This window comes from Proteus columbae, from assembly GCF_009914335.1.
GTDB lineage: Bacteria > Pseudomonadota > Gammaproteobacteria > Enterobacterales > Enterobacteriaceae > Proteus.
In genome coordinates, this window is record NZ_CP043925.1 from 113867 (window position 1) to 127165 (window position 13299).

At 41.6% G+C, this 13299-nt stretch carries 9 protein-coding genes, 1 tRNA gene, 1 rRNA gene and 1 riboswitch; of the genes, 9 read left to right on the forward strand and 2 right to left on the reverse strand.

Annotated features, from left to right (window positions below):
* Positions 1 to 51 precede the first annotated feature (51 nt).
* From F1325_RS00500 to oxyR, 3 genes are all read left to right on the forward strand, one after another.
* A complete protein-coding gene (locus tag F1325_RS00500; RefSeq protein WP_109373432.1) occupies positions 52 to 1260 on the forward strand; it encodes an argininosuccinate synthase in 1209 nt (402 codons plus the stop codon).
* A 93-nt stretch (positions 1261 to 1353) separates the two neighbouring features.
* Complete coding sequence (argH, locus tag F1325_RS00505) at positions 1354 to 2736, forward strand: argininosuccinate lyase (RefSeq protein WP_160229879.1); 1383 nt, start codon at positions 1354 to 1356, stop codon at positions 2734 to 2736.
* A gap of 260 nt (positions 2737 to 2996) precedes the next feature.
* A complete protein-coding gene (oxyR, locus tag F1325_RS00510; protein WP_109373434.1) occupies positions 2997 to 3914 on the forward strand; it encodes a DNA-binding transcriptional regulator OxyR in 918 nt (305 codons plus the stop codon).
* Here the strand turns inward: oxyR and sthA are convergent.
* Positions 3906 to 5303, reverse strand: a complete 1398-nt coding sequence (gene sthA / locus F1325_RS00515; protein WP_109373435.1) for a Si-specific NAD(P)(+) transhydrogenase — start codon at positions 5301 to 5303, stop codon at positions 3906 to 3908. The two genes, oxyR and sthA, sit on opposite strands and share 9 nt — an antisense overlap.
* A gap of 199 nt (positions 5304 to 5502) precedes the next feature.
* Here sthA and fabR point away from each other — a divergent pair, with 199 nt between their 5' ends.
* Positions 5503 to 6189 (forward strand): HTH-type transcriptional repressor FabR, encoded by a 687-nt coding sequence (gene fabR / locus F1325_RS00520; RefSeq protein WP_069366914.1) that lies wholly within the window; start codon positions 5503 to 5505, stop codon positions 6187 to 6189.
* Complete coding sequence (locus tag F1325_RS00525) at positions 6189 to 6590, forward strand: YijD family membrane protein (protein WP_109373436.1); 402 nt, start codon at positions 6189 to 6191, stop codon at positions 6588 to 6590. Before fabR ends, F1325_RS00525 begins: the two co-directional genes overlap by 1 nt.
* A gap of 123 nt (positions 6591 to 6713) precedes the next feature.
* On the opposite strand, the gene trmA is transcribed toward F1325_RS00525, so the two are convergent.
* Positions 6714 to 7811 carry a tRNA (uridine(54)-C5)-methyltransferase TrmA gene (gene trmA, locus F1325_RS00530; protein ID WP_109373437.1) on the reverse strand — a complete coding sequence of 366 codons (1098 nt, stop codon included), beginning with the start codon at positions 7809 to 7811 and terminating at the stop codon, positions 6714 to 6716.
* 112 nt (positions 7812 to 7923) lie between these two features.
* Positions 7924 to 8131, forward strand: a riboswitch (cobalamin riboswitch).
* A gap of 69 nt (positions 8132 to 8200) precedes the next feature.
* Here trmA and btuB point away from each other — a divergent pair.
* From btuB to F1325_RS00550, 4 genes are all read left to right on the forward strand, one after another.
* Entirely contained in the window at positions 8201 to 10057 is a 1857-nt protein-coding gene (gene btuB / locus F1325_RS00535) for a TonB-dependent vitamin B12 receptor BtuB (RefSeq protein WP_109373438.1), read from the forward strand.
* A complete protein-coding gene (gene murI, locus F1325_RS00540) occupies positions 10002 to 10868 on the forward strand; it encodes a glutamate racemase (protein ID WP_109373439.1) in 867 nt (288 codons plus the stop codon). Before btuB ends, murI begins: the two co-directional genes overlap by 56 nt.
* A 397-nt stretch (positions 10869 to 11265) precedes the next feature.
* Positions 11266 to 12808, forward strand: a 16S ribosomal RNA gene (locus F1325_RS00545).
* Positions 12809 to 12892: 84 nt separating this feature from the next.
* Positions 12893 to 12968 (forward strand) — tRNA-Glu (locus F1325_RS00550).
* Positions 12969 to 13299 lie beyond the last annotated feature (331 nt).

Here is a 13299-nt window from a genome sequence, read left to right on the forward strand (position 1 = left end):
TATTTGATAGTTGGCAGAATTTAAACAAATTAGGAATTGAAGGTTATCACTATGACTAAAGGTATAAAAAAAATCGTACTGGCGTACTCTGGCGGATTGGATACTTCGGCAATCATTCCTTGGCTAAAAGAACATTATGATAACTGTGAAGTTATCGCTTTTGTCGCGGATGTGGGTCAAAGCCGTGATGATTTAGTGGGTGTGGAACAAAAGGCCTTAGCATCAGGTGCTTCTGAGTGTCATATCGTCGATTTACGTGAAGAGTTTATCAAAGACTATGTTTACCCAGTATTAAAAACAGGCGCGTTATATGAAGGTAGCTACTTATTAGGTACTTCAATGGCACGTCCTGTTATCGCTAAAGCGCAAGTTGAACTAGCCTTAAAACTCGGTGCCGATGCAGTGGCTCATGGTGCAACAGGTAAAGGTAACGATCAGGTTCGTTTCGAAAGTACTTATGCGGCACTTGCTCCACAACTTAAAGTGGTCGCGCCTTGGAGAGAGTGGGATTTACGTTCTCGTGAAGCGCTACTGGATTATCTGAAAGTTCGTAATATCCCAACCACAGCAACGCTTGAGAAAATTTATAGCCGTGACGAAAACGCATGGCATATCTCAACAGAAGGTGGTGTATTAGAAAGCCCGTGGAATGCCTCAAACGAAGATTGTTGGGCATGGACGGTTGATCCGAAGAAAGCACCAGAAACACCAGAACTCGTTACTGTCACCGTAAAAGCGGGGGAAGTCATTGCTGTAAACGGTAAAACACAATCACCTTTTGAATGTTTAGATACCTTAAATGCATTAGGCGTTAAACATGGTATCGGTCGTATTGATATTGTTGAAAACCGTTTAGTGGGAATGAAATCTCGTGGCTGCTATGAAACTCCGGGGGGCACTATCATGATGGCGGCTCTGCGTGGTGTTGAGCAACTTGTACTCGATAGAGATGCTTTTAAATGGCGTCAACAGCTAGGCTTAGAGATGTCTTATGTGGCTTATGACGGTCGTTGGTTCACGCCAATTCGCGCTTCACTGCAAGCGGCGGCAGAGTCATTGGCAAAAGATGTGAATGGTGAAGTGGTATTAGAGCTGTATAAAGGTCATGTTAATGCTATTCAGAAGAAATCAGATAACAGTCTGTATTCTGAAGAGTTTGCAACCTTTGGTGAAGATGAAGTTTACGATCACAGCCATGCTGAAGGGTTTATCCGTTTATATTCTTTACCATCACGTATCCGTGCATTGAGTAAGAAATAAGGTTAAACAATAGAGTGATGCTATATATCTATATAAGTATATAAGGCATCACTCTCACTCTTTTATTACACAGAATAAATATAGGAAGCGATTATGGCACTCTGGGGTGGACGTTTTAGTCAGGAAGCTGATCAACGGTTTAAACAATTCAATGATTCACTGCGGTTTGATTTTCGACTGGCACAACAGGATATCTTTGGCTCAGTAGCTTGGTCTAAAGCGTTAGTCACAGTTGGCGTATTGTCGCAAGATGAACAAGCTCAACTTGAGCAAGCTTTAAATGAATTATCAGAAGAAGTAACAGCAAACCCGCAGTCTATTTTGCAGAGTGATGCAGAAGATATTCATAGCTGGGTTGAAAGTAAGCTTATTGCCAAAGTGGGTGATTTAGGTAAAAAATTACACACAGGTCGTAGCCGTAATGATCAGGTCGCAACAGACTTAAAATTATGGTGTAAAGAAGAAGTTATTCATCTACGCCAAGCCATTGTTGAGCTACAAAAAGCCTTAGTTATCACCGCAGAACAAAATCAAAATGCGGTGATGCCAGGTTACACCCATTTACAGCGTGCTCAGCCTGTGACTTTTGCACATTGGTGTTTAGCATACAATGAAATGCTAGCCAGAGATGAAAGCCGTTTAGCTGATGCGTTGAAGCGTTTAGATATCAGCCCATTAGGATGTGGCGCGCTGGCAGGTACGGCTTATGATATCGATCGTGAACAATTAGCTGGATGGCTGGGTTTTGCGAGTGCAACCAACAATAGTTTAGACAGTGTCTCCGATCGTGATCATGTCTTAGAGCTATTATCTTCTGCGGCCATTGGTATGGTGCATTTATCGCGTTTTGCAGAAGATCTTATTTTCTTTAATAGTGGTGAAGCGGGTTTTATTGAATTATCAGACAAGGTAACTTCTGGCTCATCATTAATGCCACAAAAGAAAAACCCAGATGCACTTGAGCTTATCCGCGGAAAATGTGGACGAGTGCAAGGTGCATTAACGGGCATGATGATGACCTTAAAAGGTCTGCCTCTCGCTTACAATAAAGATATGCAAGAAGATAAAGAAGGGCTGTTTGACGCTATCGATACATGGTCTGATTGTTTGCACATGGCAACGCTTGTTCTTGATGGGATCCAAATCCGTCGCCCTCGTTGTGAAGAAGCCGCGAAGCAAGGTTATGCTAATGCCACTGAATTGGCCGATTATCTTGTTGCGAAAGGTGTGCCATTTCGTGAAGCTCACCATATTGTAGGTGAAGTGGTGGTTTGCGCCATTGAGCAAGGTAAAGCAATTGAAGAACTCCCTCTTTCTGAATTACAGATGTTTAATAGTAAAATTATGATTGATGTGTACGATATTTTATCGCTTCAATCTTGTTTAGATAAACGTCTTGCAAAAGGAGGCGTTTCTCAAAAACAGGTCGCTTATGCGATAGTAAAAGCCAAAGAAGTCTTAAATATGGATAAATAAGCAAAGCGTTTATCTAAGACAACTTACTGTTATTCAAAAAGAACAGGGTGGATTTCACTCTGTTCTTTTATTTTAAATTGCCGATAATATCTATACTCATCTTGAATGCTTTAGAGGATGAAGGAATACGTTTTGTTTAAGTCGTTTATTTAGAAAATATCGAAAAAGAGAGACAGAATAACATTCGACTGATAGAAAAATTTATCAGTTACTATATTATCTATAGACATTAACTATCAGCAATAAATGTGGGATCTGCAATGAATATCCGTGACTTGGAATATCTGGTGGCTCTAGCTGAGCATAAACATTTTCGTCGTGCGGCAGATTCTTGCCATGTGAGTCAGCCAACATTAAGTGGTCAAATTCGTAAACTTGAAGATGAACTCGGTGTAATGTTGCTTGAAAGAACTAGCCGTAAAGTTCTGTTTACGCAACAAGGTTTGTTGCTGGTGGATCAAGCGAAAACCGTTTTACGTGAAGTCAAAGTGCTACAAGAAATGGCTTCATTGCAAGGCGAAAGTATGGCGGGACCTTTACATATTGGGCTGATCCCTACTGTTGGTCCTTATTTATTGCCCCATATCATTCCCGAATTACATAAAAACTACCCTAAGTTAGAGATGTATCTTCATGAAGCACAAACTCATAGCTTATTAGCTCAATTAGATAGCGGAAAACTCGATTGTGCTATTTTAGCAATGGTAAAAGAGAGTGCACCGTTTATTGAAGTTCCTCTATTTGAAGAGCCAATGAAGTTAGCAATTTATGAAGGGCACCCATGGAATGAACGTGGATCTGTGCCGATGGGCGACTTAGCGGGTCAGCGTTTATTGATGTTAGAAGATGGGCACTGTTTACGCGATCAAGCGTTAGGGTTCTGCTTCCAAGCTGGTGCAAAAGAAGATACTCATTTTAGAGCAACGAGTTTAGAGACATTGCGTAATATGGTCGCTGCCGGTAGTGGAATAACCTTATTACCTGATTTATCGGTACCTCAAGAACAAAAACGTGATGGGGTTTGTTATCTAGAATGTACTGATCCCAATCCATCACGTTCTATTATTTTAGTTTATCGTCCCGGATCGCCTTTGCGTAATCGTTATGAACAGTTAGCAGAGACAATCCGTGAACATATGACCGCATTTTATGCAGAAAAACAGAGTGCATTAAAATAAGCGGTTTAAACCATTAAGTGCGGCAACACGATAGGCTTCTGCCATTGTTGGATAGTTGAAGGTAGTATTAACGAAATACTCGATAGTATTGCCTTCACCTTTTTGCTCCATAATCGCTTGACCGATATGAATAATTTCAGCGGCACGCTCACCGAAGCAGTGAATACCTAAAATTTGCTTGGTTTCACGGTGGAAGAGAATTTTCAAACTCCCTACATTCATACCTGCAATTTGTGCTCTTGCCAGATGTTTAAATTGAGAACGTCCCACCTCATAAGGAATTTTCATTGCAGTGAGTTGTTGCTCTGTTTTACCAACAGAACTAATTTCAGGAATGGTATAGATCCCAGTTGGAATATCTTCGATTAAATGTGTTTCTGATTTTCCAGTGGTAATTGCCAAAGCCGCAATTCGACCTTGATCATAGGCGGCAGAAGCTAGACTTGGATAACCAATTACATCACCGACCGCATAAATGTGTTCACAACTGGTTTGGTAATGAGCATTAACAGAAACTTGTCCACGACTATCTGTTTTAATACCCACGTTTTCTAAGCCCAGTGTGTCAGTATTTCCTGTTCGACCATTCGCATAAAGTAGGCAATCTGCTTTGACTTTTTTACCTGATTTTAGATGAACAATAACACCATCATCGACACCTTCAATGCTTTCATATTCTTCATTATGACGAATAACAATACCGTTATTCCAGAAGTGATAAGAAAGTGCATCAGACATCTCTTGATCAAGGAAAGACAATAGGTGATCACGAGTATTAATTAAGTCTACTTTTACTCTTAATCCTCTGAAAATAGAGGCATATTCACAACCAATGACACCAGCACCATAAATAATGACATGGTGAGGCTCATGCTCTAAATCGAGAATAGTGTCACTGTTATAAATACGAGAATGAGAGAAATCGACATCTGGCGGGCAATAAGGACGTGAGCCTGTTGCAATAATAAAACTATCAGCTGAAAGAATATCGCAAGTACCATCAGGATAACGCACGCTGATCCTGTGCTCGTCAATAAATGCAGCTTCACCCGAATACATCGTACAATTATTACGCTCGTAAAAGCCTTGACGCATTTTAGTCTGCTGACTAATTACGGTACTGGCTTGACGAAGTATTTGAGAGAAAGAGGAGTTAATAAGGCGAGATTGGTCACTGTAAAGCGGGTTTTGATTAAATTCTATGATACGACTTACTGCGTGGCGTAGGGCTTTTGAAGGAATGGTTCCCCAGTGAGTACAGCCCCCACCGACTTTGTTATAACGTTCTATAACTGCGACGCGCTTTCCTTGTTTAACAAGCCCCATGGCCGCGCCTTCACCACCAGGACCTGAACCGATCACAATAGCATCGAAATGAGAATGTTGCATAGGAAAAGACCTGTTTTATACAAACCGACAACGCTATATTAACATTAGAATGAATAATAGCCCAACTGACATTAAGGGCATTAGTCACACTTTGTTGAGTTTTTATGAGAATGTGTCTTGAGAGATGATTGTACACACTGCTTTTTTAACAAAGTTTGATATATTGGGTATAAACCAAATTAGGATTATCAGGATTTCTGTGAGTAATAATATTGGCATCAGAGCTAAACAAAAAGAAAAAACCCGTCGCTCTTTAATTGAAGCTGCTTTTAGCCAACTCAGTGCCGAGCGTAGCTTTACAAGTCTAAGTTTACGAGAAGTGGCTAGAGAAGCTGGTATTGCACCCACCTCATTTTATCGTCATTTTAAAGATGTGGATGAACTTGGGCTAACCATGGTTGATGAAAGTGGATTGATGTTACGTCAATTAATGCGCCAAGCACGTCAACGCATTGCGAAAGGTGGCAGTGTTATTAGAACATCAGTAGCAACTTTTATGGAATTCATTGGTAATAATCCTAATGCGTTTCGATTATTACTTCGTGAACGTTCTGGGACTTCAGCTGAGTTTCGTGCGGCTGTCGCACGAGAGATCCAACATTTTATTGCAGAACTGGCAGACTATCTTGAGCAAGAAAGCCATATGCCACGTTATTTTACAGAAATGCAATCTGAAGCAATGGTCACTATTGTATTTAGTGCAGGCGCAGAAGCACTGGATATCGATATTGAAAAGCGTCAACAATTAGAAGAAAGATTAGTTATACAACTGCGAATGATTGCTAAAGGTGCCTATTATTGGTATCGACGTGAGCAAGAAACGCAAATACCTCTACAAGATAACCCAGAGATAAAGAAAAAAACGCATCAGAAAGGAGACAAATGATGGAACAAAATCGCTGTGAAAAAAGCACGCTATTACTTGCCACAGTCATTGGTGTCGCTTTACATGGTACTTATTCAAGCCTTTTTAACCCGTTTATTGAGACGTGGTCAGTTTTCCCACTCGTTAGTTTAATTTTGGCAGTTTACTGTTTATATCAGCGCTACTTAAATCAACCCATGACCGATGGTATGCCTAAGCTGATTTTTTCATTCTTTTTATTAGGTTTATTCGGTTATAACGCTTACACCAGAACCGTTAACCCTGAATGGGGTTCAAATTTCTTCTCTTCAGTTTGTATCGTTATCGTTGCATTGTGGATTTATCGTCAATTCAAACAGCGTCAACGCTTACGTATACAGGCAGAAGAAGCTGAAAAAGCATCACGAGCAGAACAGTACTAGCCTGTACACCTCTCTTTGTTGTAAACACAGCGAAATTTTGACACCAGCAAGTTATCTTGCTGGTGTTTTTGTTTTTATTGGCGTTATTGAAAGATTTTCTATTCTAACGTGAGAAATAAGTTGTTATCTTTTTTCTAATAATACGCCACATTCCATATGGTGGGTGTAGGGGAATTGATCAAATAATGCTAACTTAATGATTTTATGTGTTTTAATTAGAGTTTCTAGATTTTCGCACAGTGTTTCTGGATTACAAGAAATGTATAAAATGCTAGGGTAAGTTTTAACCAATTCTACAGTTTTCTCATCTAAACCACTGCGAGGAGGGTCAACAAAAATGGTTTCACATTGGTAATCTTTTAAATTAATCCCTTCTAAGCGTTTAAATTCTCTTACACCATTCATTGCTTGCGTAAAATCTTCTGCGGACATGCGAATAATTTTCACATTATCAATGTGATTCATTGCAATATTGTATTGGGCTGCATGAACAGACGGTTTTGCAATTTCTGTTGCCAGTACTCGCTCAAAATTACGCGCAAGCGCTAATGAAAAGTTACCGTTGCCACAATACAGTTCAAGCAGATCGCCTTTTGCATTTTCTGTTGCCTTTAATGCCCATTCCAACATCTTAATATTGACCTGTGCATTAGGTTGCGTGAAGCTATTTTCAACTTGGCGATAAATCATCTCTTTACCTGCCACTGGTAACACTTCATCAATAAAATCATTATCGAGCATAATTTTTGTTTTATAAGCTCGACCAATTAATTGAACATCAAAGCCTTGAGCAATTAATGATTGGCGTAATGCTATTGCTTCTTGCTGCCAAGTTTCATCAATTTTCTTGTGATAAAGCAGGGAAACAATAATTTTATTACTCAACGTAGAAAGATAATCAATCTGAAACAGTTTCTTTCTGAGTGTTGGTTTATCTTTTATTTCTGCCAACAAGGCAACCATCATTTTATTAATAAGCTGGCTGGCAACTGGAAATTGGTCAACACGAATACGCTGCTTAGTCTCTTGGTCAAACATAATATGATAGAGAGAATCTTCTTCATGCCAGATACGGAATTCCGCACGCATACGATAATGCTGTTCTGGTGATGAAAAAACCTCTGCTTCAGGCGCATTAAAAGGAGCCATCATTGTTTGTAGACGTTGTGTTTTTTCATTCAGTTGAGACTGATATGTTTGCGTTGGTAATGAATTCTGCATGGTATCTCGCCTTTTTTTGGCAGTAATAAAGTTAAGCGAGCGAAATTGTAGAGATCCTCATGAAGATGTCCAGTATTCTTCATGTTCAATTTCTGGACTCAGTGGATTTGAAATCGTAGCATAGTTATTCGGTCTCCTAATAGGAGTTAAAAGGGAATCTGGTGCAAAGCCAGAACTGACGCGCAGCGGTAATAGGATCAAGGATAATAAAAGACACTGCAAAGCACTTATATAAGTGCAGTGGGAAGTCATTATCTTAAAGACATAAATTTGTTTCTTTAACCTAAAGTCCGAAGACCTGCCGAAGACCTGTCGCATCTTAAATTAAATACGCGTTTTATTTAATTTTGGCGGCATCCTGCTACTTATTCTGTTGGATGCAGATTTTCATGAATAATAAAAAAGTTTTTTTCATTTCTAGTGTGGCTTTGAGTGTTATGGCGGGCAGTTTTGGTGCGTTTGCAAATAACAGTGATACGTTAAGCGTGACAGCAAACCGCTTTCAAGAGCCTAACTCTTCTATTTTAGCGCCGATAACAGTTGTTGAACGTGAACAAATCGAACGTTGGCAGAGTAATAGTGTTATTGATGTATTACGCAGAATGCCTGGGATTGATGTGGGGCAAAACGGCGGAATAGGGCAGATGAGCTCTATTTATGTACGTGGAGCTGAATCTCGTCATGTTCTTATTTTAGTGGATGGTGTGCGTTTAAATCAGGCGAATGTGTCTGGTAGTTCTGATATCAGCCAAATTCCTCTTTCTCTTGTTCAACGTATTGAATATATAAGAGGGCCTCGTTCTTCTGTTTATGGTTCTGATGCGATTGGTGGCGTGATTAATATCCTCACAGAAAGAAAAACGGAAGGAGGAACACTTAATGCCACAATGGGTTCTCATGGTTATCAAGAATATGATGGCTCGATAAAACAAAAAGTCGGTGATAAAACCACATTAACAGCTGCTGGCAGTTATCTCTATACCAAAGGTTATGATGTCGAAGCGAATGGAAATACTGGTGGACATCCACAACCTGATCGTGATGGTTTTATGAACAAGTCATTATGGCTAGGGGTTAATCACGATATTAACGATGATGTTTCTTTATATGCACGCGCTTATGGTTTTGATAATCGCACGGCTTATGATGCTTATTATGACAGTTATAACGATATGTTAACGGATACAAGAGCATTATTTAGTCGTACTTATGATGGTGGTGTGAAATTTAATCGTGATAACTACTCTTCTTCTTTAAATACCAGCTATAACTACACCAAAGATTATGACTATGATCCTCGTTATGGTCGCTATGGTAAAGGAAGCCGTTTTACTAACTCTGAACAATATAATGTGCAGTGGGGAAATCACCTTTTATTAGGGAATGGCAGTATCGGTGGTGGTGTCGATTGGCAACGTCAATCTATTAAAGCTGGTTCTAGTGGATTTCCTAATAAAGAACACTTCGACAATACAGGTTTGTACCTAACTGGACAGCAAAAGTTAGGCGATATTATTGCTGAAGCATCAGTACGCTCGGACAAACACTCTGAATATGGCTGGCATACGACTTGGCAAACTAACCTAGGTTGGGAATTTGTTGAGGGTTATCGTGTGATTGGTGGTTATGGTACGGCATTTAAAGCACCGACACTGATGCAACTTTATAGTGAGTGGGGAAGTAATCCAGACTTACAACCTGAAAAGAGTAAACAGTGGGAAGGGGGTTTTGAAGGATTAACGGGGCCTTTAGCGTGGCGATTAACTGCGTATCGTAATGATGTAAATTCTTTGATCCAAGGCGAATCGAGTTATCCATACCGTAACTACAATGTTGGTAAGGCCTTAATTAAAGGTGTGGAATTTACGGGTGAAATGGATACGTGGATTTTTCATCACACCTTTAATCTTCAATATATAGATGCAAGAAATAAAGAAACGCATCAACGTCTTGATCGTCGCGCTCGTCAACAACTGAAATATCAGCTTGATTGGCAAGTCGAGAAACTCGATATGGGGGTGACTTACCAATATATCGGTCAACGGACAGATAAAGATTATGGGACTTATGAGAATGTTTCTTTAGGTGGTGTGAGTATTTGGGATTTAACTGCTTCATATCCTATTACATCACATCTCTCAATTCGTGGTAGAATAGCCAACCTGTTTGATAAAGATTATGAGACAGCTTATGGCTATCGCACGCCAGGACGTGAATACTTCCTCACAGGAAGCTACAACTTCTGATGCACAACTTACCGCTAACCCTACTGTATTGGTTTTTGATTCAGGGGTTGGCGGTTTATCTGTTTATCGTGAGATCCGTGAAAAATTACCGGATGCTCACTATATCTATGTTTTCGATAATGAAGCTTTCCCTTATGGTGAGAAATCACAAGACTTCATTATTGACCGTGTTGTTCGAATAGTTAGCGCGGTTGCTGAAAAACATGATCTCGCGACCATTGTTATTGCTTGTAATACAGCAAGCACAGTGAGCCTCCCTGCTTTACGTGCCAAGTTTACTGATATTCCTATTGTGGGCGTTGTACCTGCTATTAAACCGGCAGCTAAATTAACATGTAATGGCGTGGTTGGATTATTAGCAACAAGAGCAACAGTTAAACGTCCTTATACCCATGAACTTATTGAACGCTTTGCGACTGATTGCAAAGTTCACTCTTTAGGTTCGGCTGAGCTGGTGGAATTGGCTGAGAGAAAACTTCATGGTGAAGCCGTTTCTTTAGACGAGCTACGTAAAATCCTTACACCTTGGCTAAAAATGAAAGAGCCACCGGATACTGTGGTATTAGGTTGTACTCATTTCCCTTTATTAGCTGATGAACTTCTTTCTGTTTTACCTGATGGTACCCGAATTATCGATTCTGGCGCTGCAATTGCACGAAGAACTGCGTGGTTGGTCGTAAATCAAGCGAAAATAAAGGGCTCAAATGAAATTAACTTCGCTTATTGCTTAAAAGAAGATGAGAATAGTGAATTATTAAAACCTGTTTTAGCGGGTTTTGGCTTTGAATCGCTCAGAAAACTGGCGCTTTAAGTGCAATTTGATTGAAAATTCAACGGTCAGTAAAAAAACTCAAAAAAAGTGTTGCCAGCTTCACAAAACTCCCTATAATGCGCCCTCGTTGTCACGGCAAACCACGCTAAGTGAGTTAGCCGAGAGAACGAAGAAAAAAGTGAAAAGCCTTGAAAATAAACGCTTGACACTGAATGAGGAAGATGTAGAATGCACCTCCTCGCAACAGCGCAGAAGACCGGAAACGGCAGCGAATGTTGCACTGCTCTTTAACAAATTATCAGACAATCTGTGTGGGCACTCGCAGAGACGATATCTTCTAAAATATTAGATGTATCAAGTCTTGAAGAGTGAACAACAAAAGTAAATTCATTTATGAATAGCTAAGTTTTCGATTTCTTTGAGCATCAAACACTTTTAATTGAAGAGTTTGATCATGGCTCAGATTGAACGCTGGCGGCAGGCCTAACACATGCAAGTCGAGCGGTAACAGGAGAAAGCTTGCTTTCTTGCTGACGAGCGGCGGACGGGTGAGTAATGTATGGGGATCTGCCCGATAGAGGGGGATAACTACTGGAAACGGTAGCTAATACCGCATGACGTCTACGGACCAAAGCAGGGGCTCTTCGGACCTTGCGCTATCGGATGAACCCATATGGGATTAGCTAGTAGGTGAGGTAATGGCTCACCTAGGCGACGATCTCTAGCTGGTCTGAGAGGATGATCAGCCACACTGGGACTGAGACACGGCCCAGACTCCTACGGGAGGCAGCAGTGGGGAATATTGCACAATGGGCGCAAGCCTGATGCAGCCATGCCGCGTGTATGAAGAAGGCCTTAGGGTTGTAAAGTACTTTCAGTTGGGAGGAAGGCGTTGATGCTAATATCATCAGCGATTGACGTTACCAACAGAAGAAGCACCGGCTAACTCCGTGCCAGCAGCCGCGGTAATACGGAGGGTGCAAGCGTTAATCGGAATTACTGGGCGTAAAGCGCACGCAGGCGGTTGATTAAGTTAGATGTGAAATCCCCGGGCTTAACCTGGGAATGGCATCTAAGACTGGTCAGCTAGAGTCTTGTAGAGGGGGGTAGAATTCCATGTGTAGCGGTGAAATGCGTAGAGATGTGGAGGAATACCGGTGGCGAAGGCGGCCCCCTGGACAAAGACTGACGCTCAGGTGCGAAAGCGTGGGGAGCAAACAGGATTAGATACCCTGGTAGTCCACGCTGTAAACGATGTCGATTTGGAGGTTGTTCCCTTGAGGAGTGGCTTCCGGAGCTAACGCGTTAAATCGACCGCCTGGGGAGTACGGCCGCAAGGTTAAAACTCAAATGAATTGACGGGGGCCCGCACAAGCGGTGGAGCATGTGGTTTAATTCGATGCAACGCGAAGAACCTTACCTACTCTTGACATCCAGCGAATCCTTTAGAGATAGAGGAGTGCCTTCGGGAACGCTGAGACAGGTGCTGCATGGCTGTCGTCAGCTCGTGTTGTGAAATGTTGGGTTAAGTCCCGCAACGAGCGCAACCCTTATCCTTTGTTGCCAGCGCGTGATGGCGGGAACTCAAAGGAGACTGCCGGTGATAAACCGGAGGAAGGTGGGGATGACGTCAAGTCATCATGGCCCTTACGAGTAGGGCTACACACGTGCTACAATGGCAGATACAAAGAGAAGCGACCTCGCGAGAGCAAGCGGAACTCATAAAGTCTGTCGTAGTCCGGATTGGAGTCTGCAACTCGACTCCATGAAGTCGGAATCGCTAGTAATCGTAGATCAGAATGCTACGGTGAATACGTTCCCGGGCCTTGTACACACCGCCCGTCACACCATGGGAGTGGGTTGCAAAAGAAGTAGGTAGCTTAACCTTCGGGAGGGCGCTTACCACTTTGTGATTCATGACTGGGGTGAAGTCGTAACAAGGTAACCGTAGGGGAACCTGCGGTTGGATCACCTCCTTACCTAAGAGATACGTGTTATGTGCAGTGCTCACACAGATTGTCTGATGAAGAACGAGCAAAAGCGCGTCTGCGAAGCTGACTGAAGTCCCCTTCGTCTAGAGGCCTAGGACACCGCCCTTTCACGGCGGTAACAGGGGTTCGAATCCCCTAGGGGACGCCAATTGCGCGGTATGAGTGAAAGGCGTACCACACTATAGTCTGATGAGAATCAGAGAATAGTTAAGATAATTCGCATGAGTTATTTTACCTATTATGCTCTTTAACAATCTGGAACAAGCTGAAAAATTGAAAACAAATCAATATATCACCGAGGTATATTGATGAGTCTCTCAAAATCTCAGACCTTGAATGTGTGATACTCCAAGGCGAGTGTCATGAGCGAGCAACAGCAATTCTAGGCGGACAGCGCGCAGTAAGCGCAGCATACATAAGTATGTGAGCATTACGAGCACTGCCCAACAACGAATTGATGCTTGTGTAGCCATGACCTT